Raw genomic sequence first — 25412 nt, 5'->3', positions numbered from 1 at the left:
ACCTCCGTCAATAGTCCCAGCACCCATGAACGGCCAAGAACTTCCGATTCAATTAGGGTCCAGGTTTTGCACTCCGGAGGAGACGTAGGCTGGACCGCGCCCGAACGCTCCTTCGATACTTCAGCCGGTGCTCAAACAGAAAATGATGCGGGTCCGTGATCGTGACGTGAGACACGACCCGCTTACGAATAGGGGGACTTTTGTTTCGGCGACCCCACCATGACGCTCGCCGCCATCGATCGCCTCGTTCACCAACCCACCATCGTTGAGGTGGACATCGAGAGCTATCGCAGGCGCACCGCGCCATTCGGTCGAGTGGAAGTACTCGCACGCGCGCCGTAAGGCCAACCGCCTCATTCATGTTCGATCGCTCTAGTCGAGCGCGGTTATCTGGCGGATGAAGACCCTGAAGGGCCTCACGCCCTACGAATACATCTGCAAATGCTGGACATCCCAGCCAGAACGATTCAAGCTCAATCCGCTCCAGCAGATGCCGGGACTAAACACCTAATGCCGGGTGAGTTTAGCTTCCGCGTGCTCCATGCGGATCCGTTGCTTCGAAAAAGTGCGCGTCTTGCAGACCGTTTGCCGGTTACGAGTCAATTTGTTCGGACGCGCCTCGACAAACACTGCGAGCTGTGGAGGGAAGGGGCGCTGCGCCAACTCTTTAATCCGGCGAATGACAACTACGACTTCCGGTCTGCCGAGCCCCTTGCGATAGCAAAAGAGTTCTCCGAACAGAGTTTGGCGCTGAATCCTCCGGACGCTGTCCTTAGAGAAGGGTAGGAATGAGCATGTTGATGAAAGATTCCCCCCCCAGGTGAGGCAAACATCATGCCGTTCTTGTTTCGGCTATCGATGCAGGTGCGTGCTCGACAAATGCATCTTCCTCATTGCTTTAGACCAATCTCTAGAGTGGCGGGATCATAGCGATTGAAGATGCGTTATCCGTGACTGATCGATCGTATACTGGCAGTGAAGTCTCGCTGGTTCACCGTGTCCGAGTTCAGACACACGGGGCGCATTGGCGTTCACTCAACGTCATTTAGACGACATCTACATCTAAAGACCAGACGGATACACATTGCGCCTCGCCGGCATGATTTCTGCTTCTGTTAGGTTCGACATGCGGGCGGTGTCCCGCACAATGAGGACAGCCGACCAAGTCATGCATAAGCGCGGCATCATGTATAAGATCGGTGCTTTGATGGTCGCTGTCTTAGCTCAGCTGGAGGCGGCTGCCGTGAACGGGTCCAAAGGCAACGCAGAAAACGAGGTCCTGCGTCCTTCCGATTACAATCGAGCGCTCACGATAAACGATCAGCATGCCAGACTGATGATCAATGCTCCGGAGGTACCGTTCTGGCTCGCAGATGGTGCGTCGTTCGCCTATCGATTGACGAGCAACGGCAAGCGCCAATTCGTACTCGTGAATGTTGCTAACGGCAGAAAACAGGCAGCTTTCGATCATAAGAAGCTAGCTTCTGCGCTGAATCGCTTGGGCCACAAAGATGCTAATGCCGATAATCTGCCATTCGACCGTTTTGAGCTCGCTGACGATGGTGGCAGAATAAGTTTTGAGATTGAGGATACAGCTTGGAGCTGCGAACTTATAAACTACGCGTGCTCGAGCGAGACAAAGCTTTCCACAATCGACCAGCAGAGCCCATACGATGATACGCCACCTGTGGAGAATGATCCTAAGAGGGCGAGCGTGTCGCCTGACGGGAAATGGCTCGCCTATACCAAGGATTACAACCTGTTCCTGCTCAGCAAGGAGGGCTCGAAGGAGATTCGTTTGACTTGGGACGGATCTGAAGGCAACTACTACGCGTTTTCGACGCTGAGTTGGTCTCCAGACTCGCGTCGCCTCGCAGCTTACCGCGTCCGTCCGGGCCACAAGAGGGAGGTTCATTACATCGAATCATCCCCACGCGACCAGCGCCAACCGAGACACTGGACGATGACTTACCCGAAGCCCGGCGATGCTCTGGCACTGCCACAGCCGGTGCTTTTCGACGTCGGTGATCGTCGCGAGATCGCAATCGACAATGCGTTGTTCCCAAATCCCTATGACCTCTCTCCCATCCGATGGTGGAAGGACAGCCGCGGATTCACTTTCGAGTACAATGAGCGAGGCCATCAGCTTTACCGGCTCGCCGAGGTCGAGGCGGCCACAGGCACCGTTCGAACTCTGATCGACGAGCGCAGCAAGACGTTCATCGATTACCAGCCCCTAAGAATGAACCAGTCGAATACTGGCAAGACCTTCCGGTACGACGTTGAGGACGGGCGGGAGATCATCTGGGCCTCAGAACGCGATGGATACGAGCATCTGTACCTGTTCGATGGGTACACTGGCGAGCTTAAAAACCAGATCACACGTGGAGCTTGGGTAGTCCGTTCCGTCCATTACGTAGATCCTATCAAGCGCCAGATTTGGTTCAGTGCAAGCGGAATGAATAAAGGGGAAGATCCGTATTTCGTCCACGCCTACCGCATCAACTTCGATGGCACGGGACTGACGTCGCTCACGCCCGAAAGGGCGAATCATCACGTCAAGTTCTCGCCAGACGGCCGCTACTATCTAGACTTATGCTCACGCAGCGATCTCCCGCCGCGCCTAATGTTGTACCGAACCATTGACAATTCGGAGCTCGTGCAGGTCGAGAGCACCGATATTTCCGCGCTCGTAGCCGCTGGCTGGCAGCCGCCACTGACGTTCCATACAAAGGGCCGGGACGGCGAGACCGAAATATGGGGGATTATTCATCTCCCGATCAACTTCGACCGAAGCCGCCGATATCCGGTCATTGAAAAGATTTACGCCGGCCCGACCGGTTCTTTCGTTCCGAAGTCTTTCTCGCCTGTCGTGGAGCCGCTCACACAGCTTGGATTTGTCGTCGTTCAAATCGATGGAATGGGCACGAACAATCGGTCGCGTGCGTTTCACGACGTTGCCTGGAAAAACCTGAGAGATGCTGGCTTTCCCGACCGAATCCTTTGGCACAAGGCGGCGAGCGCGGAGTTTTCGTGGTACGACATCTCGAATGTCGGCATTTTTGGTGGCTCGGCCGGCGGTCAAAACGCGGTGAGCGCACTGCTCTTTCATTCCGATTTTTATAAGGTGGCCGTCGCCAATAGCGGTTGTTACGATAATCGTATGGACAAGATCTGGTGGAACGAACAGTGGATGGGATGGCCGGTCGGTATTGAATATTCGCAGTCTTCCTCGGTCGACAACGCTCATAGATTGCAAGGCAAGTTGCTGCTCATCGTGGGCGAACTGGACCGCAATGTCGATCCATCCTCTACATTTCAACTAGCTGACCGGCTTATTCGAGCAGGAAAATACTTCGACATGCTTGTGGTGCCAGGTGCGGATCACGGAACGCCCGGGTCTTACAGTCTGCTCAAGCTCCTCGATTTTTTCGTTTTGAATATCCTCAGACAGACGCCGCCTAATTGGAATGACCCATCTATTGGCCAGCCAAAGAGCCAGGAGGCTCTATCATCGTGCGAAGAGTCAACAGCTGAAGGCTGCCGAGACCGGCCAAACTGACTGGAGATAGAGGCGCCTGGGCCATCAGCATCGCATGTAGGCGGCGGTTGCCAATGGGAAATAGTATCGTTTGTCGAAGTAGCTGCTCTTCCAGCGACTTGACAGCCGTTCGGAAGGGGCCGTCAGTGACAAACTGATGCTGCCTGTCTCTCCTCGTCACGTTTCCAGGTCAGGTTGACGATGGCATCTAACGCCCCGTACGAACGAGTCGATCTCGCGCGCATGGCCACCAGAGAGCAGGGCGTAAAGCTTCCCGCTCGTTGACTGCCATGCCGATGCTAAAAGTTCGCCTCTCCTCTGGGCGCAGCGACTGAGTTATGCGGGCGCGAGTGCCAGGCCTACAAGATGGCAAAGAGGCAGGCGCGCTGTCTGGGCTCACGCCAAAGATATACCAATCGGGAGAAAAGGACATCATGGGCAGGATTACGCTGGGCAGCGACGAGATAGTGCGTACAGAATTGTTTGAAGCCGCCAACGTTCTACTATCGCACATCACGCGATTCTGAAAGCGTAGCGCTGGGGGAAGGACGTCGCCGACCGGCGAGGCTCTAAGCGCGCAAAAGTCGCCTTGGCACGTAAGCTCGCAGTATCTGATCTGCCACTGAGTATTCCTCCAGCAAACTCGTTTGTTGGCGAAGGATATGTGCTCGCCGATGTAGATGAATTCTCCGCTTACGCGCCGTGAAGGATGCGGTCGACAATGAATTGGTCCTTGTAGCCGGGATTGAGGCGTTGGTCGCCGGGCAGAGCATGGAGGAAGCCATCGCGCGCTCACGCTTAGGCAGACGCGGGAGTTGACGCGATTCTCATTCATTCGCGCAGGAGCGCCGCGGACGAGATCCTCGCGTTTGTCAAAGCCTGGGAGAACAGGTTGCCCGTTGTGATCCTTCCTACGAAGTAAAATCGAACACCCGTCGCTGTATGTCGCAAGACAAGTATCGCCACGCTGCAGGTGTTCCGGGTCGCCAGTCGCGTGCCTGCAGTCCAGCGGAAGAGATAAACGACCTCCGCGTCGATACCGGCCACCTTGGCGACAAGCGACGATGCCGCAGAAAATTGGATGTCAAGCGCGGCCTTCAGTTCTTCGAGCACGAGCGGGTGCAGCGGCTCTTTCAGGTTTACACCTCCGATTTCCGCGCCGATGTGGCCGGTGAGCGGATGAACGGCAATACTGCGCGGGGCCGCTGCCGGAGTATTTCAGGAGGGCGAGGTGGGCTTTTGAAGAGTTGACGTAACCATAGTGGCTCCTTTGATAGGTAGGTTCGTTCGATAGCCTTCGAGAGACTGAAGTCAGACAGCGGATTTTCCCGGTGCGGTCCGTGTTGGTGCGCGGCACGGATCATTGACCGACCCTCTCAGTGGCTTTCGGCTGCTCGAGGGCGTGGTGTCACGCCGTCGGCGTTGTTCTGCCAGGCGATAATCGCGTTGAACCGGCCATCGACATATGGCGCAATGTCGATTCTCTGTTTGAGCGCGCCGGTGGCGAACAAGCCGTCCGAGATCTGCTGGAAGACCTGGATGGACTTCGCATCGATCGGGTAGCGCCATGTCCGGCAGCATCGTCCAACCACTTGCCTTGTTCGAAGGTGAGGCCTTCCTGCTTAACGTAGCTGGCGCGTATCCACGCGTCCGGGTTTGCGCCTTGCCAGTTGTAGAACGCAACCGCGCGGCGCACGAAGTCAGCAATTGCGGCGGTTTTCGCGGGGTCATCAAGCAAGGCCTTCCGGGTGAGTATGACGTTGACGCCCCAGTTATGTCCGTGGCCATCGGCGATAATCGGTGGCTTGCCGATCCGAAAATATTGACCTCCGACGACGATCGCCGCATCCACCGATCGGGACACGAAACTCGGCGCGAGTTCAGTTCCGGCGAGTGGCACGCCCTTTACTGATGACGCACCGAGGTCAAGACCGTTGGCATGAAGAATGCCGGCCAGCACCATGTGACGACCAGAACCCGGAGGACCGTCCTCCCTTTAAGTTCGGCCACCGCTTTGATGCCTCTGTCCGGCTGTGCCACCAGGTAGTAGTTCTCAGGGCTTCCCGGATTGGCATATATTCCAATCGCAACGAGGTCTTTGACGCCTGCGCCGACTGCGATCGGCAGTGGCGCTTCGCCGATACAGCCGATATCGACCGCCCCGGAGATCAGAGCTTCGAGCACGGCCGGACCACCATTAAAGTGATGGCATACGGCAGTGACTTGTCTACACCGGACAACGCCCAGACCGCGGATGCCTGGCTCTGCTGCTCAGCCACGATAAGTCGCGTCCGAGGCGGAACGGCCGCGGCGAGTTGAGCTGCGAGGTCCGTCGCCTTCCTGTCTTGAGACGCCACTGGTGTGGTCGCCGTGAAGCCGGCGAGGCAGGCTACCACCAAGAAGTTGCAAGTAGGCCCAATCCCCTTTTCCTCGTGCCTCAAAAAACAGGACAGGCAGCCACGGCATCAGCCGTGGATCATGAAACACCACGGCGCGGCGCCGTTGGACCCGGATGTATCCTTCGACTTCTTTGTCGAGCGCGCCGAGCACGCGCAAGAAGGTGCTCTTTCCAGAACCGCTGCGGCCCAGGAGCGCCACGAACTCGCCGGCCCGCAATTCGAGAGACAGATCCGCCAGGACGGCCGGGCGTCGAAGCGCTTATTCAATGTTGAGACGATAACGGCCGAATCGGCCAGGGCTGCAAGATCGGAGTCGGCTTCAATCGCCAGCGAATGCCCTCCGCCAGACTTACCTTCTTGGCATTCGAGAGGAACGGTCCATACCAATGGGGAATTGCTGACAATTGGGAGATCCAAGTCAGCTCTTGGTTACCCAGGCTGCTATCTGCCTTGCAGCGCCAAATCAACCTGCAGCTCGATGCGCAAGAGATATCCTCTAACTCATACTCGGTCCTACCCGAAGCCGACGAGCAAGCCGGTCTCGACAGCTTCGGGCCGCTCCGTCGCGGCTTATTCGGTGGAGGCGCATACGCGCGACAACTTACTTTTCCCGATCGAACATCCGCGCCCTTCGGGCAAGTTGAGCTTGCGCTTTGCCCCGTGACGATGCTTAGGAGTAGCAGATTAGTTTCTCCTTTGATCGCGCGTAGCAACGGCTCGTTGAATCCGGTTGCCATAGGCGCCGTTCTACCTTCTAAGTGTCATGAAAAGAATTGTTATAAACCGGACATTCCCGCGCAAGGTGGAGGTCCTAGAATCAGTTCGCCACTCCGAGTACCATTGGCCATCATCTGACCCAGCGAAAGCCAACCGCTCGTATAGCAGGATCGATCAGCCTCGCAGCAGCGCGGGAGTTTACCACGACTGGCAAATCCGGTGCCGGCGATCGTATCAGCCTCCTAGCTCGGAGCCGCAGATCTAGTTGACAAAAGAACCGTACTTCATTCGCGGCACGGGAATTGCTGTCCCGCTCCTCGAACGCGACTGCCGTCAACATTTCCGTGAGTGCAATGCCGTACGGCAACCTCTCCATTTCTGTCGTTGGAGTCGCTTGCAACGAGAATACGATTGTGCGGCCGCATGGCCTAAACCAACAAAGCATCCGTGGTGAGGTGGCTTGCCAGGCTAGCGCGTCCGTTCGCCAGACTTCAAGGAGGCACGAATGAATGATCGGAACGTAGCGGAAGTCGATCTTCACGACTTAGAGATTTCGGATCCGCTGATTGGGAAATGCCAGCAACTGGTCAGGGACGTGGCAATTCCCTACCAATGGGAGGTGCTGAACGATCGTGATCCCGAGGCGATACCAAGCCACGCGGTAGAGAACTTCCGCCTTGCCGCCGGACGTGCGAGCGGCGAGTTCCGTGGCGCGGTTTTCCAGGACAGTGACGTCGCAAAATGGCTTGAGGCGGCTGCATGGTCGCTATGCCAGGCACCAAATCCAGAGCTGGAGAAAGCCGCCGATGAGCTGATTGAATTGATTGCGGCCGCCCAATGCGACGACGGTTATCTCAACACCTATTTCATACTAATCGCGCCTCAGGAGCGCTGGACCAACCTAGCGGAGTGCCACGAGCTCTATTGCGCCGGCCACTTGATTGAAGCGGGTGTCGCGTTCGTCCAGGCGACGGGCAAACGGCGATTGTTGGAAGTCGTTTGCAGGCTTGCTGACCATATCGACACAGTTTTTGGTCCGGAGCGTGATCAATTACACGGCTATGATGGCCATCCGGAAATCGAACTTGCGTTGGCACGCCTCTACGAAGCGACAAAGGAGGGGCGATATCTCACACTAGCCAATTATTTCGTGGAGCAACGCGGCACGGAGCCGCACTTCTACGACACTGAGTACGAGAAGCGCCAGCAATCCCGCGTCCCGAAATCCGACGGCACGCCTTGGATGATAAAAAACAAAGCGTATAGCCAAGCGCACCTGCCGCTTTCGGAGCAGCGGACTGCAACAGGTCATGCGGTTCGTTTTGTGTACCTCATGACGGCGGTAGCTCATCTCGCGCGTCTGCGCCAGAACGAGCAGCAGCGCCAAACTTGCCTCCGGCTATGGCAAAACATGGTCCAGCGCCAGATCTATATTACCGGAGCCCTCGGCTCGCAAGGTGCCGGCGAAGCGTTCAGCAGCGATTACGATTTGCCGAATGATACGGCGTACGCGGAAAGTTGCGCCTCCATTGGCTTGATTATGTTCGCGCGCCGTATGCTGGAGATGGAACTGGACAGTCGCTATGCCGACGTGATGGAGCGCGCGCTCTACAACACCGTTCTCGGCAGTATCGCGTTCGACGGGCGTCACTATTTCTATGTTAACCCGCTCGAAGTGCATCCCAAAACGCTGAGGTCTAATGGTATCTACAATCACGTCTCGCCGGTGCGACGACGCTGGTTTGGTTGCGCCTGCTGTCCACCGAACATCGCGCGCCTTTTCACATCCATTGGTCATTACATCTACACGCCCAGCACCGATGCGCTCTATGTAAATCTCTACGTTGGTAATAGGGTAGCAATATCTGTCGACGGGCATGCGCTGCGGTTGGTCATAAGCGGCAGCTATCCCTGGAGAGAAGAGGTGGAAATCGCCGTCGAATCTGCGCCGCCAACTGCCCACACGCTCGCCCTGCGCCTGCCAGAATGGTGCAACGCGCCGCACGCGAGCCTGAACGGCGAGCCTGTGAATTGCGAGCCGCGCAAGGGCTATTTGCACATTCGCCGAACGTGGCAGCAGGGAGATCGCGTCAAATTATCGCTGCCGATGCAAGTGCGTCGGGTATACGGCCATCCACAACTTCGCAATTTGGCCGGCAAGGTGGCCATCCAGCGTGGCCCCTTAATTTATTGTCTGGAGGAGGCCGACAACGGGACCGAGTTACACAACGTTTGGCTTCACTCAGACAGCCGGTTTTCCCTCATGGAAGGAACTGGCCTCTTTAAAGGCAAAATTGTGCTGCAGGCCGACGGGGCGCGGTTGCAACACACGCATTCTGAAGAAGCGGCGCTTTATCACTACGACAAAGTGCCTGGACAGCTAGAACCGCAGCGGCTGACATTCATTCCGTGGTTCAGCTGGGCTAACCGCGGCGAAGGCGAAATGCGGGTTTGGATAAATGAGCATTGACGCCGAACGCGCGGATCACGCTTCCACGAGTCGAACTTAGATATAGGTCCCGACGCTAGGCGATATGGTTGGTCGCCTACGATGAGAAACATCTTGCAATCTATGTTCGTTGTGAATGACCGAAGAGGCGGGAACGGCCAGGCGTGAGGAGTCATCGTGATCTTCGCCTCAACCCTGCGCGCGAACCTGATTTATAGCGCGACGATCGGGATGAGAGCGGCCCGGCGCAACCAGCCCGCCAACGTGACAAGAGGCGCAAAACTCTAGTTCTGGGTGGTCCAAAGTTCGGTCTCGCTGCAGAGGCGCAAAACTCTAGTTCTGGGTGGTCCAAAGTTCGGTCTCGCTGCAGCCCACCCAGATGGTATGCGAAGTGGTGCTGGAAACTCTTGAACCCCTTGAGGACGAGCACTTTAAACTATTAAAGCGCTTTGCACGGCACAGTTCAATTGCTCAATTACTTGAGAAGGCTCATCAAATAGGAGCTATACCTCCGGATCACAATGATGCTTTGATGTACGAGAGAATTGAGCAGTTTCAAAGGGCGCTGCAGCTATATCGGGCTCCGTCGCTGCCAATTGAGGTACATCAGTTTTACGCGACGGATTCTTCCGTAAGTTGTCGCGCACGACTAGACAAGAGCTCAATAGCTCCAGAGATGAGCTCGCCGATGCGAGGCTGGGACAGGGTTTTGAGTGCAGCGGCCATTGATACCACACCGATTCCGGGCAATCACGCGACGATGATGAACACTCCAGAAAACCGCAAAGTCCTGGCACGCTCGTTATCAAGAGCCTTAAATAGCTCACCGACGTGATCTGAGGCCGCCGGCGAACTGGTCCATTTTTGGTTAGAGTTTTTCGCGATTTCCCCGGCCGGGAGGAGCGAAGAACGATGAAGGCTCGAAGTTTCCGGGCGCCCAGAAGGCGTTCATTTTGAAGCTCCACTGAAAGTCCTTGAAGCGGCGTGCGGGTTGATCGGTCCTCTCGGCCGTAGCCTGGGCCGCCGTCAGTTCGTCCGCGATCATGGCGAGTAGCCGCGTGTTGCGGGCGAACCCGAACAGATAATCCACGTGGTTGTCCTCGCACCACGCCATCAGCGGCTCGCGCGCAAAGGTATATCGCTTCGCGCTTATGTCGGCGTTAACCAGTTGGCGGACCAGCTTGAGATACCGCTTCCTCACAAAGCAGCTATTCATGTATTCGCCACTTTCGACATGGACCGGCCTGGGCCAGCGAGGTAAACAGCGTCTCGTGGCTGATCTGGTCCCGCCCCGGCCGTCGCAACGGCGACTGACCGGATCCAAAAATGCCTCGCCCGGTTAGTCCGGGCGGGGCATTACCTTGCGCAGGAGCCGGCTGCGATCTTGCGGCGGCGTCTCACCGACCATGCGAGCTTCGCAGGATGGACGCACCGATTCCCTTAAGGAGCTTCAGTCGCAAGCAACCGAGGGCGCGTTGTCGTGCTTGAGTGTCGCTTTCGGACATTGTAACTCACGAGCCAGATCACGCCGACCGCGATCGGCACGAAGGCTGCGGTCAGGAACGAGGGCTCTACTCGCAGTCCGACGTCATGCGCGCCCTTGGCAAGATAGCTAAACAAGCTGACCACATAATATCCTATCGCCCCGACCGACAATCCTTCGACCGTGCACTGCAGCCGAAGTTGCTGTCTCGCGCGCTCGTTGATAGCCTGCAACAGGTCACGATGTTGTCGTTCGATTTCGACGTCGACACGGGTTCGCAACAGATCGGCGGCACGCGCGAGCTTGACCGACAGAGCTGCCTGACGATCCTCTACGGTCGCGCAGGTTCGCATTGCGGGCGCCATGCGGCGCGCCAGAAACGACGACCAGGTTGGATAGCCCGAGACATCGTTGCCTTCAATGATGGACAGTCGCGATTGGACCAGCTCGTTGTAGGCCCTGCTGGCGCCGAAGCGAAACAGGCTGCCGGTCGCGCCTTTTTCGAAGGAGGCGGCCAGCGCCGTCAGCTCAGCAAGAAGATGGTTGTTGAACTGCAGCCCCTCACCGCTTTGCATTTTTTCGAGCGCCTCAACAAGCCGGCGATCGATGCGATCAACGGAAGGTGCAAGCTCAAGGGTCGCCGACAGGCCAAGCAGCGCCAGTGGACGGTAGGTCTCGATCTCCAGGAGCCGTTGCACCAGCGCTCCGAGATCGTGCGACGTCAATCCGAGGTCGCAGACGAGGATTTTCGTAAAGCCTTTTTCGTCTACGCGGAAGTCTGAGGCGGCAACGCCTGCGCCGCTCTTTGTGGCAACCATGGCCAGGCTGTTCTTGTCAAAAACCTGTTCGGCGCGCCTGGTCGGCGAGGCGTCCTGCTCCACTTCTAGCCTGATCGCGACCAGCAACTGTCCGGTCTGACGCAACGCGCGGATCAGCGATCGGACGGTACCATCAACTTTGTCAAATCGGTCTGCGGTGGAAGCATTTGTGTTACTCCAGATCCAGGTGAATGTTGTGAATTCCGAATGCTGCTCCCAGCGTAGCATAGCGGGCCCGATGACAATCTGATGAAGTTTCGCCGATTGCTCAGGTGGCGGAAGATTGCGCTCGAGGCAAAAATCGATAAAGCGGCAGCGATCGCTTGTGGCCGCCTCACCCTGCGCAAGAAAAGCCAAGTGGATCACGCTGAATGGCGAAACAAGGCGCGTAAAAGGGCGCGCGTGCACTTCGCCGAGCACGGCGTCGCGTTGCGGATGTGGCGTGAAGGTTCGCAGATCCAATTCATCGACCATATATTGACGCCTCTCTTCAGGGTGAGCAAGCAGCCGTCAGCCGCGCGAGGCCGTGGCAAGCAGGAGCGTCCTCCGTTCCGCCAGCGGGGTGCAGACAGGCGACCTCCGGTGCGGCAACCACATTGTCGATTGACAGATCGAGGCCCAAACACGACTCCCATCTTGCTGCCGCCGCGCCCTGACGCGGAGAGACGGTGCAGGATTTGGGCCAGCACTGTAGAAGGGGCATGCTCGTGTCCTTTGGCGCAATGTGGCTTTCGAAGACAGTTGGAGGCAGGTTTTAGACATGAAGCGCGCTTGTATTCTGACAGGATGCGTACGGGGCGCAGGCCACAGGAAATTGCCTGCTTCGCACCGTGATCTCTCGCCAAGCGGCTACATTATGTGAGACGCCATGCTGTGGACGGATTTGCCCATGCAGAGGCGGCGACTGACCGCGCCCGGACCAGGCGGGCAAGGCTTGGCCGATGGGCTGATAACGTTCCGTCGCGTGAGGTTGACGTGATCACGTAGCCGGAGCGCACGCCGTCATCGTTTTTTGAGGTGACATTCAGGGCAGTGCAGCGCCGCGGCTCGACCGCAGTGAGGCAGATACGTGGTGAATGTCGTGAGCGATCGACCGAATAGCGGCGGATCACAAGTACGGCCGACTCGACTTGGCGGGCGTATTGCTCGAGTGCGGTCGCGGAGGTTTTGATTCGTCGTAGCCATCCGGCCGAGATCCGGTTTCTCGCCAGTCTTTGCGGGACGCGAGGATCGCCACGTTCTCGTTGATGTCAACTCTGTTTCGGATCGAGCGCACGAAGTGACCTCTTCGATCGGTGGATCTGGCCGAAGGCGCAACAGAGGCGTCACAACGTTCATCCCCTGCCGCCTGCGCCGTCATTCCTCGAGAAACAAGAAAGTTACTCCTTTGCTGTCGAGGCCCTGCGGGGTGCGCCGTCGATCGCCTCCGGCCTGTCGATCACCATCGAGGCCGCAAAGTGCGGGCTCGGAAAACAGAGGCCAAGGAGGACTACCATGGCGACCATCGGCACCTTCAAGACGACCGGCAACAACGAGTCCGGGCGCTCTATCTGCCAAATGAATGGACGGACGACCCCGCTCGCCTGAAAGCGGCGCATGTCCCGAGCGATGTGGGCTTTGCGACGGAGCCGCAGATCGCGCGTCGAATGGTCGCTCGCGCCGTCGCCGCAAAGGTGCCGTTCTCGTTCGCGGCCGCGGACAGCGTGTATGGCACGGGTGAGATCGAAACCCTGCTGCGCAAGGCGGGAAAAGGCTATGATCTGGAGTTCTTACAATCACGTGTTCGTTCCTGGGGCAAGCAGCAGCCTGTCGCCGGCACCGCCTCCGCGATCGCGCAGAGCCTTCCCAAGAAGGCCTGGCACCGCTCGACGTCCGGCGAAGGGACCAAAGGTCCGCGCTGGCCGGTGGTCCGGCGATTCGCCGGTAGGGTCGGGTTGTTGACACCAACCTGATTCGAGGAACTACCGATGCCCGACGAGATGATGAACCTCGGACGCTCGTGGAGAAGACCCCTGATGCGGATCTGCGGCGGGAGATGATCGGCTTGCCGCCCAGCTACTGATGGAGCTGGAAGTGCAAGGCCAGACCGGAGCGGCCTACGGCCAGGAGGATCCCGAGCGGCTGGCGCAGCGCAACCGCTAGGAGAGGTGGACTTCGTTTTCCGTAATAGCTAGCGCCGACATCGGAGTGGCTTCCGGCGAACCACACCTGCTGCAGCCAATCCGCATGCTTGAAATTCGCGCAAGGGCTGCCCCGCATACTCAGCGCGAGAGCAGGCCTTTGTCGGGCACTTGCTGGGCCGGTTGTCGACATTAAGACTCAATGCCAGAAACCTGACACTACGCGCCGCTACGAAGTGTCTGCTGAGCCTGCGAATTCACTTCGGCACGCGATTTGCTCTGTTCACGGCATCGTCGCCAATCGCACTGCGATGGTCTTCGGGGACCGACCGCCGCGTTCGCGTCTGGTCCCCTCCGACGGTTTGCTGTGGCAGTGACTTGGCGCTCGGTTGTTGACTGAGAAATGCAGGCAAGTGTTGGATGCGATCTAGAGTGCTTCTTTTGGAAGCCGCAACAATTGCGCCCGTCGCAAGCGGTGCAACCAAAACGGCGAACCTTGAGCCCGGAGTGAAACTACCACCGGCGGTGTGGGACTGGTCCGGGGGCTATATTGGCGGACAGGTACGGTCGAACCTCCTTCACCAATCCCTGCGGTCAGTCGATCTATGGCGATGCCGACAGGTTCGATGTCAGCCGGCACAACCCGCACCTGTCGATTGGCCACGGGCCGCATTTCTGCTTGGGCGCTGCGCTGGCCCGCCTGCAATTGCGATGCGCCGTCCCCGCGCTGTTCGTGCGACTGGAGGATCTAGCGCTGATCATCGCCGCGGAGGACGTCGTCTACATGCCGTTTTACGTCATTCGCTGCCCGCAGCGCCTGCCGGTCACCTTCCGCCCTTCCATCGCTCAGAGAGTGAAGTGCCACCATGTCCGTGCAACCCTTGCCGACGCTGCCGATGTGGCGCGTCGATCACATCGAGCCCTCGCCCGAGATGTTGGCGCTATGCGCCAACGGTCCGATCCACCGCGTGCGCTTCCCGTCCGGGCACGAAGGCTGGTGGGTGACAGGCTACGACGAGGTGAAGGCGGTGCTGTGTGACGCGGCGTTCCGGCCCGCGGGAATGCCGCCGGCGGCATTCACCCCAGATTCGGTGATTCTCGGTTCGCCGGGCTGGCTGGTCTCGCACGAGGGGGGCGAGCATGCCCGGTTACGCACGATCGTGGCACCGGCCTTCAGCAACCACAGGGTGAAGCTGCTCGCCCAGCATGTCGAGGCGATCGCCGCGCAGTTGTTCGAGACGTTGGCGGCCCAGCCCCAGCCCGCCGACCTGCGGCGCCACCTCTCATTTCCCCTTCCGGCCATGGTCATCAGCGCGCTGATGGGCGTGCTCTACGAGGATCACGCCTTGTTCGCCGGGCTGTCCGACGAGGTGATGACGCACCAGCATGAAAGCGGCCCGCGCAGCGCGTCGCGCCTGGCTTGGGAAGAACTGCGCGCCTACATTCGCGGCAAGATGCGGGACAAGCGCCAGGATCCGGGCGACAACCTGCTAACGGATCTGCTCGCGGCGGTTGACCAGGGCAAGGCGACCGAGGAAGAGGCGATCGGCCTGGCGGCGGGCATGCTGGTGGCAGGCCACGAGAGCACCGTCGCGCAGATCGAATTCGGCCTGCTGGCCATGTTCCGCCATCCGCAACAGCGCGAACGCCTGGTCGGCGATCCATCGCTGGTGGACAAGGCGGTGGAGGAAATCCTGCGTATGTACCCGCCGCGCGCGGGCTGGGACGGCATCATGCGCTATCCGAGGACCGATGTGACCATCGCGGGCGTGCATATTCCCCCGGAAAGCAAGGTGCTGGTCGGCCTGCCGGCGACGTCGTTCGATACGCGCCATTTCGTCGACCCGGAAATCTTCGACATCGGACGCGACGGAGAGCCGCACCTGGCGTTCTCTTCCGGGTCTCACTCCTGCATCGGCGCGGCGCTGGCCAGGCTGGAACTCAAGGTGGTGTTCGGTTCGATCTTCCAGCGCTTTCCCGCGCTGCGCTTAGCCGTGTCGCCCGAAGAATTGAAGTTGCGCAAGGAAATCATCACTGGTGGGTTCGAGGAATTCCCGGTGCTCTGGTGATGCGCCGCGGATCGCGATCTTCTCCGCAACTGTCGGCGCGCCTGGCGCGCGCCCGTCAGATCAGCCAACCAACAGGTAACCATCAGCGTGCAAGAAACCACGGCAGCATGCCGGGACGCCTTCGCCGAACTGGCGTCGCCAACCCGCATCCACGACCCGTATCAGTTCATGCGGTGGTTGCGCGAGCACGATCCGGTGCATCGCGCGGCGTCGGGCCTCTTTCTGTTGAGCCGCCACGCCGATATCTCCTGGGCGTTCAAGGCCACGGGCGATGCGTTTCGGGGACCGGCGCCTGGCGAACTGGCGCGCTATTTCCCGCGTGCGGCGAGAAGCCTGTCGCTCAATCTGCTGGCGTCCACGCTTGCGATGAAGGACCCACCGACGCATACGCGTCTGCGCCGGCTGATCTCGCGCGATTTCACCATGCGCCAGATCGACAACCTGCGGCCGAGCATAGCGCGCATCGTCGCTGCGCGACTGGACGGCATGGCGCCCGCGCTGGAGCGCGGGGAGGCGGTGGACCTGCATCGGGAATTCGCGCTGACCTTGCCCATGTTGGTCTTCGCCGAACTGTTTGGCATGCCCCAGGACGACATTTTCGGGCTCGCCGCCGGCATCGGCGGCATTCTGGAAGGCCTGAGCCCGCACGCCAGCGATCCCCAACTCACCGCGGCGGACGCGGCCAGTGCCAGAGTGCAGGCCTACTTCAGCTGCCTCATACAGCGCAAGCGCACCGATCCCCGCCACGACATCGTGTCGATGCTGGTCGGCGCACATGATGATGATGCCGACACGCTGTCGGATGCCGAGTTGGTCAGCATGTTATGGGGCATGCTGCTGGGCGGCTTCGCCACCACTGCTGCGACCATCGACCATGCGGTCCTGGCGATGCTGGCGTATCCCGAACAGCGGCACTGGCTGCAGGCAGACGCCGCGGGGGTGAAGGCATTCGTCGAAGAAGTCCTGCGCTGCGACGCGCCCGCGATGTTCAGCTCCATTCCGCGTATCGCCCAGCGTGACATCGAACTGGGCGGCGTGGTGATCCCGAAGAACGCGGACGTGCGCGTGCTGATCGCGTCCGGCAATCGCGACCCGGACGCCTTCGCCGATCCCGATCGCTTCGATCCCGCGCGGTTCTACGGCACCAGTCCAGGCATGTCGACCGACGGGAAGATCATGCTGAGCTTCGGCCACGGCATTCACTTCTGCCTCGGTGCGCAACTGGCCCGGGTGCAGTTGGCCGAGAGCCTGCCGCGGATCCAGGCCCGCTTCCCCACGCTGGCATTGGCCGAGCAGCCGACCCGGGAGCCCTCGGCATTCCTTCGGACGTTCCGCGCGCTGCCGGTGCGGCTGCATGCGCACGGGAGCTGAGATGCGCGTCACGGTCGACCAGGATCTGTGCGGAACCAGCGGGCAGTGCGTGCTGACGCTGCCGGGCACCTTTCGCCAGCGCGAACCGGACGGCGTGGCCGAAGTGTGCGTGGCGACCGTCCCGCAGGCGCTGCACGCCGCCGTGCGGCTCGCGGCCAGCCAGTGCCCGGTCGCCGCCATTCGCGTCATCGAAAGCGACTTTGGCGATGGCGAGCGCGCCGGCGCCGACCCTGCGCCTTCTCCAGCGGAGGCCGAGCGGCATGCCGCGAAAGACCAGCACAATCTAGGATGACACGATGGGACGGTTTGAAGGCAAAGTGGCCGTGGTGACCGGCGCCGGCGCCGGCATCGGCAAGGCATGCGCCCTCGCCATCGCGCGCGAGGGCGGCAGAGTGGTGGTGGCCGACATTGAGGGCTCGGCGGCTATCGCCTGCACCGCGCAGATCGCGGCCGAAGCGGGCCACGCGCTCGCCCTGGCGATCGACATCGCCGATGCGCAGGCGGTGGCAGCGCTGTTCGAGACGGCGGAGCGGCACTTTGGTGGGGTCGACCTGCTGGTGAACAACGCGAGCGCGATGCATCTGACCCCGCGCGACCGCGCGATCCTTGAGCTGGACCTAGCGGTCTGGGATCAGACCATGGCGACCAATCTGCGTGGCACGCTGCTCTGCTGCCGGCAGGCCATCCCCCGGATGATCGCCCGCGGCGGTGGCGCGGTCGTCAACATGTCGTCGTGCCAGGGGCTCAGCGGTGACACCGCGCTGACATCCTACGCCGCGTCGAAGGCGGCGATGAACATGCTGTCGGCCTCACTCGCCACCCAGTACGGTCATGCGCAGATCCGCTGCAATGCGGTTGCGCCGGGTCTCATCATGACTGAGCGACTCCTCGCCAAGCTGGACGCGTGCATGCAACTGCATCTGCGGCGCCACCAGCTCCTGCCGCGCGTCGGCCGCCCCGAGGACGTGGCCGCGCTGGTGGCGTTCCTGCTCTCCGACGATGCTGCGTTCATCACCGGCCAGGTCGTGTGCATCGATGGCGGCATGCTGGCGCATGTGCCGACATACGCCGACGGTGGCAACAGCCGCGCCGCGCGGCCTGCCGGCGAGACCGCCGAAGCGGACGCGGCGCCGCGCTGCTGATGGACATGCTGCTCAACCCGCTGAACCGTCGGCATCGGCTGCGGCACGACATCCCGGTCGTGCCCGGCGCTTTCCCGCTGGTCGGGCATCTTCCCGCCATCGCCAGAGACCTGCCGCGCCTGCTGCGGCGCGCGGAACGGAGGCTGGGTAGCCAGTTCTGGCTGGATTTTGGCCCTGTCGGCCACCTGATGACCTGCATGGATCCGGATGCTCTCGCACTGCTCCGGCACAAGGACGTGTCCTCGGCGCTGATCGAAGACATCGCGCCCGAATTGTTTGGCGGAACGTTGGTCGCCCAGGACGGCATCGCGCACCGGCAGGCGCGCGATGCGATCCAGGCGGCGCTTCTGCCCAAGGGGCTGACACAGGCCGGCATCGGCGAGCTGTTCGCGCCTGTCATCCGGGCGCGCGTGCAGAGGTGGCGCGACCAGGGCGACGTCACCATCCTGCGCGAAACCGGCGATCTGATGCTCAAGCTCATCTTCAGTCTCATGGGAATCCCCGCGCAGGACCTGCCGGGATGGCATCGCAAGTACCGGCAACTGCTGCAGTTGATCATCGCGCCCCCGGTCGACCTGCCCGGACTGCCCTTGCGGCGCGGCCGTGCCGCCCGCGACTGGATCGATGCGCGGTTGCGCGAGTTCGTCCGCGCCGCGCGCGAACATGCCTCGCGCACCGGGTTGATCAACGACATGGTGAGCGCCTTCGATCGCAGCGACGATGCGCTTTCCGATGACGTTCTGGTCGCCAATATCCGCTTGCTGCTGCTTGGTGGTCACGACACCACCGCCTCGACGATGGCCTGGATGGTGATCGAGCTAGCGCGGCAGCCTGGGTTGTGGGACGCCCTGGTCGAGGAGGCGCAACGCGTAGGCGGGGTGCCGACCCGGCACGCGGACCTGGTGCAGTGTCCGGTCGCCGAGGCGCTGTTCCGCGAGACGCTGCGCGTGCATCCGCCGACGCCGCTCCTAGTGCGTCGCGCACTGCGTGAATTGCGACTCGGCCAACGGCGCATTCCTGCGGGCACCGATCTATGCATCCCGCTGCTGCATTTCTCGACCTCGGCGCTGCTGCACGAGGCGCCCGATCAGTTTCGGCTGGCGCGGTGGCTGCAACGCACCGAACCAATCCGGCCGGTGGACATGCTGCAGTTCGGTACCGGCCCACACGTCTGCATGGGCTACCACCTGGCATGGCTGGAACTGGTGCAGTTCTGTATCGCCTTGGCGCTGACCATGCACGAGGCCGGGGTGCGACCGCGGTTGCTGAGCGGCGTCGAAAAAGGCCGGCGCTATTACCCGACCGCACATCCGTCCATGACTATCCGCATCGGATTCTCATGAGCTGGCATCGCATGCCCCGTGGGGTGAGGCAGCGGCGCCGGCGACGCGCGGCATTGCTGCACTCGGCCCGCGCGCTCGGTGCGAGGCCCGCAACACCGCGGCGGCTCGCCGCTCGCCGTGGCCGTCTCCTGGCAGGTACAAGGACATGAACAACATGCAGACCGGTTCCACGCCAAACGACGACCGAGCTGGCGTTTCCGCGAACGGCGGATTGGGCGCGCAGGCGCGCGGCGCATCCGGCAGGCTGCTGCCCGAGATCTGGATGCAGGACGGCGCAAAGCGGGTCGAACAGGCGCTGGCGCGTCTTCTCGGCGCCGAAGACGACGGTGAGACCGAGCTGATGGCGGCGATGCGCTACGCCACCTTGCATGGCGGCAAGCGCACGCGCGCCTTGCTCTGTTTGGCTGCCGGCGCACTGGCCGACACGCCGGCGCACATCCTCGACGACGTCGGTGCCGCCATCGAGATGATGCACGCCTGTACGTTGGTCCACGACGATCTGCCCGCGATGGACGACGACGTGCTTCGCCGCGGCCTTCCGACCGTGCACGTCAAGTTCGGCGAAGCCACCGCGATCCTGGTCGGCGATGCGCTGCAGGCGCACGCCTTCCTGACCCTGGCGAGCCTGGATGCGCCGGGCGACAACCGTATCGCGCTCGTGCGCGAACTGGCGCAGGCGGTGTCCGCCGAGGGTGCCGCGGGCGGGCAGGCCATGGATCTGTCGCTGGTTGGAAAGCACGTCGAGCTGGACAGGATCCTGGTGATGCACCGGATGAAGTGCGGATCGCTAGTGCGCGCATCCGTTCGCATGGGCGCGCTATGCGCCATCGCGGAGGATGCCGCGCACGCTGCGCTGTACTGTGCGCTCGATCGCTACAGCGCCTGTTTCGGCCTGGCGTTGCAGGTGATCGACGACATTCTCGACGCGACAGCGGATACCGCGACGCTGGGCAAGACCCCCGGCAAGGACGCGGCGGCGCGGAAGCCGACCTGCGCGTCGATCATGGGGCTGCAGGCAGCGCGCCAGTTCGTGCTGGATCTGTTGCGCGACGCGGGGGAGGCCGTCGCCCCGTTGGGGCCGCGTGCGGAACGGTTGGCGCAGATCCTGCAGCGGGCCAACGCGTATCTGTTCAAGCACGCGCCATGCGCATGAGCGCACCCGTCCGCATGGCGTCGGCCCTGTGCCGCTGCGATCGGCCGGCGGCAGCGGTGCATGCTGCACTGTGTCCGAGTCCGCGGCGCCGATCGCAGCGGTTGCCCAGCACGGCCGCGACGGGCCTGCGGCGACGTGCGCGGCGTCTGCCCGATCTGGTTCCCCGTCAACCGTCTGCAGAAGGAACATCCCGCGTGAACGCGCTGGCTGAACAGATCCTTTCCGAATTGCGCCACCTGCTGAGCGAGATGCGCGATGGCGGCAGCGTCGGTCCATCCGTCTACGACACGGCGCGAGCTCTGCAGTTCCACGGCAACGTCACCGGTCGGCAGGACGCATACGCGTGGCTCATCGCGCAGCAACAGGCCGATGGCGGATGGGGAAGCGCGGACTTCCCGCTGTTCCGTCATGCGCCGACGTGGGCGGCGTTGCTGGCTTTGCAGCGTGTCGACTCTCTTCCCGGTGCTGCCGACGCTGTCCAGGCTGCAACGCGGTTCCTCCAGCGCCAGCCCGATCCCTATGCGCATGCGGTGCCGGACGACGCGCCGATCGGCGCGGAGCTCATCCTGCCGCGGTTTTGCGACGAGGCCGCATCCTTGCCGGGCGGCGAGGCGTTTCCGCGCCACCCGGCGCTGTTGCCGTTGCGGCAAGCGCGGGTCAAGCTGGGGGCCCTGGCGACGTTGCCGAGCGGCCATCCGTTGCTGCACTCCTGGGAAGCCTGGGGGGCGTCGCCGACCACCGCATGGCCAGATGATGACGGCAGCATCGGCATCAGTCCGGCGGCCACCGCCGCGTGGCGTGCGCACGCCGTGACACAGGGGAGCACGCCGCAGGTCGGGCGCGCCGACGCGTATCTGCAGGCGGCATCGCGAGCGACGCGCAGCGGCATCGAAGGTGTCGTTCCCAACGTCTGGCCGATCAATGTGTTCGAGCCATGCTGGTCGCTGTACACCTTGCATCTGGCCGGTCTGTTCGCGCATCCCGCGCTCGCCGGGGCGGTGCGCGTGATAGTCGCGCAGCTCGACGCCTGCCTGGGCGTGCGCGGTCTGGGCCCGGCCGTGCACTTCGCGGCAGATGCGGACGACACCGCCGTTGCGTTGTGCGTCCTGCGCCTTGCAGGCCGCGACCGGGCGTTCGATGCGTTGCGCCATTTCGAAATCGGCGAGCTGTTCGTCACGTTCCCCGGCGAGCGCAATGCCTCGGTGTCGACCAACATCCATGCCCTGCATGCGTTGCGACTGTTGGGAAAGCCCGCCGCCGGCACCAGCGCCTACGTCGAGGCCAATCGCAACCCGCACGGTCTCTGGGACAACGAAAAATGGCACGTTTCGTGGCTGTATCCCACCGCGCATGCGGTCGCAGCGCTGGCGCAAGGCAAGCCCCGGTGGCGCGACGAGCGCGCGCTGGCGGCGCTGCTGCAGGCGCAGCGCGACGACGGCGGTTGGGGCGCCGGTCGCGCGTCCACATTCGAGGAAACTGCCTATGCGCTATTCGCGTTGCACGTGATGGACGGGAGCGAAGAGCCGGCAGGGCGGCGGCGCATTGCGCAGGCGGTGGCGCGTGCGCTGGAGCGGATGCTAGCCCGCCATGCGGCGCATGCATTGCCGCAGACTCCGCTGTGGATCGGCAAGGAACTGTATTGCCCCACCCGGGTCGTGCGCGTGGCCGAACTCGCCGGGTTGTGGCTGGCGCTTCATTGGGGGCGGCGCGTCCTGGCCGAGGGAACAGGAGCGGCGCCATGATTCAGACCGAACGCGCGCTGCAGCAGGTGCTGGAATGGGGGCGTTCCCTGACCGGGTTCGCCGATGAGCACGCCGTGGAAGCGGTCAGGGGCGGCCAGTACATCCTGCAGCGCATCCACCCGAGCCTGCACGATATCAGCGCCCGCACCGGCCGCGATCCGCAGGACGAAACGCTGACCGTGGCGTTCTATCGCGAACTGGCGCTGCTGTTCTGGCTCGACGATTGCAACGACCTTGGCCTGATCGCGCCGGAGCAGCTCGCCGCGGTGGAGCAGGCACTGGGGCAGGGCGTGCCGTGCGCGCTCCCCGGATTCGAGGGTTGCGCTGTGCTGCGCGCTTCGTTGGCCGCGCTCGCCTACGATCGTCGCGACTATGCTCAGCTTCTCGACGATACCCGGTGCTACTGCGCGGCGCTGCGCGCCGGACACGCGCAGGCGGCAGGGGCGGGACGCTGGTCCTACGCCGAGTACCTGCACAACGGCATCGATTCGATCGCCTACGCGAACGTGTTCTGTTGCCTGTCGTTGCTGTGGGGACTGGACATGGCGACCTTGCGCGCGCGTCCGGCGTTTCGCCAGGTCCTGCGGCTCATCTCCGTGATAGGGCGTCTGCAGAACGATCTGCATGGACGCGACATGGACAGCTCGGCCGGCGAAGCCGACAACGCGGCGATCCTGCTGCTGCAGCGCTATCCGGCTATGCCTGTGGTGGAGTTCCTCAACGACGAGCTGGCCGGGCATACGCGCATGCTGGATCGGGTGATAGCCAAAGAACGCTTTCCCGCGCCCTGGGCACCGTTGATCGAGGCCATGGCGGCCATCCGCGCGCAGTACTACCAGACCTCGACCAGCCGCTACCGCAGCGACGCTGCGGGAGGAGACTAATGTGCGCCGGCCTGAACGCGCGGGAGGCGGCGGCGTGCGCGTGCTGCCGTCGGTCCGATCCGACGCAACACCGTCGCCCAATGCGACGGATGCCCTCGTTGTTCACCATGTAACACGCAGTGGTAGAGAGTCCTTGGGAAGCGGATAGTTGGTCTATGGATTGCCGATGAAAGGGGCTGCCATCGCTCATCGCGAAATCCCAGAGATGCGGCTTCCGCAGCAGCAGAACTCCGCCTTGTGCGCGCTGTGGTTGGATGCCCGCAATACGCGTTGACGATAGATCTTCGATATATTCGTCCGAAGTCGACGTCAGCAGCGCAACGCCTGCCGCATTCAGGCCCCTGACTCAGCTTCCGGCAGCTCGAGCCAAGCTCAAGATTTTGGCGCTTGCTCAGAAGACCGCCTCTGTGTGAGACAAGTGTCCCTGTACGCGCAATAAGAGGAACCGCGCTGTGACAGTCTCTCTTGACGGCAAAGTTCGAGACGGACGGCACTACATGCAGGTCCGTGTCTACTTTGAAGATACCGACGCCGGCCAGATTGTTTATCACGCAAATTTTTTGCGTTTCATGGAACGTGGCAGAACGAATTACTTGCGTCTGCTCGGCACCAATCAGAAGGCGCTGCTCAAGGAAACGCGGAACGATGCGCCAGGCTTCGCCTTCGTTGCCCGTTCCTCCGTCGTGCAGCAGCACCACATCCGGCAATCTCCAGCATGGTGATCAGCGAGCGGTTGGTGTGCCCTTTGAACTCCGCCAGATCGGCCGCCCAACCGCACATCGACTCACTATCCATTCTAGCCGATCACGTATGGAAGGCGCGACCGTCAGACTTTTATCTCACGGAGACCACCACCATGATCATCTTCGGACCACTGCTTGCCTCGTCGGCATCTGCTTTTTCTGCTGGCTGCTGTTCACGCTCGCTGTCTTCGCACTGCCCTTCTTCGTTGGCCTGACGATCGGCACCTGGACCTTCCACACCGGCGCCGGAGTGCTCGGTGGCGCAGTAGCAAGGCTCATGGCGGGCGGTGCAACCATTTGCATTGGCCAACTCGCGCTCGCCTTCCTCCCATGGACTTGGCTTAGAATCTTGATCATCCTCATCTATGTCGCGCCTGCTACCTTCGCCGCTTACAGCGCGACGCACGGAATCGCCCAGATGGTGATATCTTCACCCCCATGGCAGACGGTTTTCGCAGTCGTCGGGACTGTTGCCGTCAGCATCACGGCCTTGGTTCGCTTCACCGGGATGGCCGCAGACGAACCAGCAAGACAACGCGTGACGCGGGGCTGACATCAGTACTGGCCGGCAAGACCTAGTCAGACCGTATATTACAAAGGCTTCGAAGCACTACCGGCGATCGATGTGGACGCAGACACAATCAGCATCATAGGACGCTCCAGTTCTTCGGCCAATTGCGGCACCTGCTGAATCTGCTCGCGTGTCGGGGCAAACTCCTCGACCTGCCGAATCTGAAAACCCGCGCTGATCAGCGTATTCAGGGTAGTGCCAAGCGTCCTGTGGTATTTCAGAACGCCCTTGGCGAACCAGTCCGTCCGACGTTCACCCTCGACGGAATATCGATTGACCGGCCAAGTTTTGCGGCCCTCCTCATCGGAAATCCAGTGCGCATGCGCCGCTGCCATGAAGATCGGATGCTCAATCGTAAAGACAAAATGCCCGTCAGGAACCAGTGCTTTGCGGATCACATGCACGAGGCGGCCAAAATCCTGAACATAGTGAAAGGTCAGCGCGCTGTAGGCGAGGTCGAAAGCCGTCTCAGGTAGGTCCAGCGTGTCGAGATCGGCGATGCGATACTCGATGGCCGTATCCGCTGTGTCTCTCCTGGCACGCTCGATCATGTTTTGCGACAGATCCAGACCCAGAACCGAGGCCGCGCCCTGCTCGCGCATCCAGCGCGAGGCCCAGCCGAAGCCACATCCCAGATCGACGACACGTTTGCCGCCCAGATCGGGCAGCATAGCCCGGATCGCGGGCCATTCAGGGGCGCCGTCCAGCCCATGCACCTGTCGGGGCAACTGGCCGTAGCCAGCGAAGAAATCGGGATCGTCGTAAATATTCTGCGCCATGTCTGCCTACTACTCGGCTTTTCGCTCTGCCCCGGACGGTTCCTGCAGATCAAAACAGAATTGTCGCGGTGGGCTGCGAGGCGTCATG

At 61.5% G+C, this 25412-nt stretch carries 16 protein-coding genes and 8 pseudogenes; 17 read left to right on the top strand and 7 right to left on the bottom strand.

Annotated features, from left to right (window positions below):
- Positions 1 to 204: 204 nt before the first annotated feature.
- The 4 genes and pseudogenes from I6F17_RS08945 to I6F17_RS08930 form a co-directional block, all read left to right on the top strand.
- Positions 205 to 342 (top strand): annotated as a pseudogene (locus tag I6F17_RS08945) (ATP-binding protein); the annotation flags it as partial.
- A 52-nt stretch (positions 343 to 394) separates the two neighbouring features.
- Positions 395 to 511: pseudogene (locus I6F17_RS08940) on the top strand (IS481 family transposase); the annotation flags it as partial.
- Positions 512 to 1186: 675 nt separating this feature from the next.
- Positions 1187 to 3562 (top strand): S9 family peptidase, encoded by a 2376-nt coding sequence (locus I6F17_RS08935; protein ID WP_225126499.1) that lies wholly within the window; start codon positions 1187 to 1189, stop codon positions 3560 to 3562.
- 359 nt (positions 3563 to 3921) lie between these two features.
- Positions 3922 to 4247, top strand: a pseudogene (locus I6F17_RS08930) (transposase); the annotation flags it as partial.
- 125 nt (positions 4248 to 4372) lie between these two features.
- Here the strand turns inward: I6F17_RS08930 and I6F17_RS08925 are convergent.
- The 4 genes from I6F17_RS08925 to I6F17_RS08910 all read right to left on the bottom strand — a co-directional run bounded on the left by I6F17_RS08925 (position 4373) and on the right by I6F17_RS08910 (position 6169).
- Positions 4373 to 4654 carry a hypothetical protein gene (locus I6F17_RS08925; RefSeq protein WP_225126501.1) on the bottom strand — a complete coding sequence of 94 codons (282 nt, stop codon included), beginning with the start codon at positions 4652 to 4654 and terminating at the stop codon, positions 4373 to 4375.
- 295 nt (positions 4655 to 4949) lie between these two features.
- Positions 4950 to 5504 (bottom strand): hypothetical protein, encoded by a 555-nt coding sequence (locus I6F17_RS08920; protein ID WP_225126503.1) that lies wholly within the window; start codon positions 5502 to 5504, stop codon positions 4950 to 4952.
- Positions 5447 to 5725, bottom strand: a complete 279-nt coding sequence (locus I6F17_RS08915; protein ID WP_225126505.1) for a hypothetical protein — start codon at positions 5723 to 5725, stop codon at positions 5447 to 5449. Before I6F17_RS08915 ends, I6F17_RS08920 begins: the two co-directional genes overlap by 58 nt.
- A gap of 87 nt (positions 5726 to 5812) precedes the next feature.
- Entirely contained in the window at positions 5813 to 6169 is a 357-nt protein-coding gene (locus I6F17_RS08910) for an ATP-binding cassette domain-containing protein (protein ID WP_225190425.1), read from the bottom strand.
- 993 nt (positions 6170 to 7162) lie between these two features.
- On the opposite strand from I6F17_RS08910, the gene I6F17_RS08905 reads away from it, so the two are divergent.
- A complete protein-coding gene (locus I6F17_RS08905; RefSeq protein ID WP_225126510.1) occupies positions 7163 to 9127 on the top strand; it encodes a beta-L-arabinofuranosidase domain-containing protein in 1965 nt (654 codons plus the stop codon).
- Positions 9128 to 9974: 847 nt separating this feature from the next.
- Here the strand turns inward: I6F17_RS08905 and I6F17_RS08900 are convergent.
- Both I6F17_RS08900 and I6F17_RS08895 read right to left on the bottom strand, forming a co-directional pair.
- Positions 9975 to 10238: pseudogene (locus tag I6F17_RS08900) on the bottom strand (transposase); the annotation flags it as partial.
- Between the two features lie 308 nt (positions 10239 to 10546).
- Positions 10547 to 11881 (bottom strand): DUF3422 domain-containing protein, encoded by a 1335-nt coding sequence (locus I6F17_RS08895; protein WP_225126511.1) that lies wholly within the window; start codon positions 11879 to 11881, stop codon positions 10547 to 10549.
- A 1064-nt stretch (positions 11882 to 12945) separates the two neighbouring features.
- On the opposite strand from I6F17_RS08895, the pseudogene I6F17_RS08890 reads away from it, so the two are divergent.
- The 12 genes and pseudogenes from I6F17_RS08890 to I6F17_RS08825 form a co-directional block, all read left to right on the top strand.
- Positions 12946 to 13305 (top strand): annotated as a pseudogene (locus tag I6F17_RS08890) (transposase); the annotation flags it as partial.
- Between the two features lie 69 nt (positions 13306 to 13374).
- Positions 13375 to 13543 (top strand): annotated as a pseudogene (locus tag I6F17_RS08885) (IS256 family transposase); the annotation flags it as partial.
- A gap of 850 nt (positions 13544 to 14393) precedes the next feature.
- Positions 14394 to 15596, top strand: coding sequence for a cytochrome P450 (locus I6F17_RS08870; RefSeq protein ID WP_225126521.1), 1203 nt, complete (start codon positions 14394 to 14396; stop codon positions 15594 to 15596).
- An 81-nt stretch (positions 15597 to 15677) separates the two neighbouring features.
- Complete coding sequence (locus I6F17_RS08865; RefSeq protein WP_225126550.1) at positions 15678 to 16967, top strand: cytochrome P450; 1290 nt, start codon at positions 15678 to 15680, stop codon at positions 16965 to 16967.
- 1 nt (position 16968) lies between these two features.
- Positions 16969 to 17259 carry a ferredoxin gene (locus I6F17_RS08860; RefSeq protein ID WP_225126524.1) on the top strand — a complete coding sequence of 97 codons (291 nt, stop codon included), beginning with the start codon at positions 16969 to 16971 and terminating at the stop codon, positions 17257 to 17259.
- A gap of 4 nt (positions 17260 to 17263) precedes the next feature.
- Positions 17264 to 18109: an SDR family oxidoreductase gene (locus I6F17_RS08855; protein ID WP_036046362.1), complete on the top strand. Its 846-nt coding sequence runs from the start codon at positions 17264 to 17266 to the stop codon at positions 18107 to 18109.
- Positions 18109 to 19452, top strand: coding sequence for a cytochrome P450 (locus tag I6F17_RS08850; protein WP_225126526.1), 1344 nt, complete (start codon positions 18109 to 18111; stop codon positions 19450 to 19452). The genes I6F17_RS08855 and I6F17_RS08850 overlap by 1 nt, the downstream gene beginning before the upstream one ends.
- Before the next feature lie 154 nt (positions 19453 to 19606).
- The gene (locus tag I6F17_RS08845) at positions 19607 to 20605 is read left to right on the top strand and encodes a polyprenyl synthetase family protein (protein WP_036008452.1); all 999 of its coding nucleotides are present in this window, start codon (positions 19607 to 19609) and stop codon (positions 20603 to 20605) included.
- A gap of 194 nt (positions 20606 to 20799) precedes the next feature.
- The gene (locus tag I6F17_RS08840; RefSeq protein WP_225126528.1) at positions 20800 to 22347 is read left to right on the top strand and encodes a hypothetical protein; all 1548 of its coding nucleotides are present in this window, start codon (positions 20800 to 20802) and stop codon (positions 22345 to 22347) included.
- On the top strand, positions 22344 to 23231 hold the full coding sequence (locus I6F17_RS08835; RefSeq protein ID WP_036008413.1) for a hypothetical protein: 888 nt from the start codon (positions 22344 to 22346) through the stop codon (positions 23229 to 23231). Before I6F17_RS08840 ends, I6F17_RS08835 begins: the two co-directional genes overlap by 4 nt.
- A 452-nt stretch (positions 23232 to 23683) precedes the next feature.
- Positions 23684 to 23908: pseudogene (locus I6F17_RS08830) on the top strand (4-hydroxybenzoyl-CoA thioesterase); the annotation flags it as partial.
- A 179-nt stretch (positions 23909 to 24087) separates the two neighbouring features.
- Positions 24088 to 24527 (top strand): annotated as a pseudogene (locus I6F17_RS08825) (hypothetical protein).
- A gap of 38 nt (positions 24528 to 24565) precedes the next feature.
- Here I6F17_RS08825 and I6F17_RS08820 read toward each other — a convergent pair.
- The gene (locus I6F17_RS08820; RefSeq protein ID WP_225126529.1) at positions 24566 to 25324 is read right to left on the bottom strand and encodes a class I SAM-dependent methyltransferase; all 759 of its coding nucleotides are present in this window, start codon (positions 25322 to 25324) and stop codon (positions 24566 to 24568) included.
- Positions 25325 to 25412: the final 88 nt, after the last annotated feature.

The organism is Bradyrhizobium sp. NBAIM18 (assembly GCF_020193825.1).
Classification (GTDB): domain Bacteria; phylum Pseudomonadota; class Alphaproteobacteria; order Rhizobiales; family Xanthobacteraceae; genus Bradyrhizobium; species Bradyrhizobium yuanmingense.
Note: the sequence above shows the minus strand (reverse complement) of the source record. Positions and strands in the feature narration are given on the sequence as shown.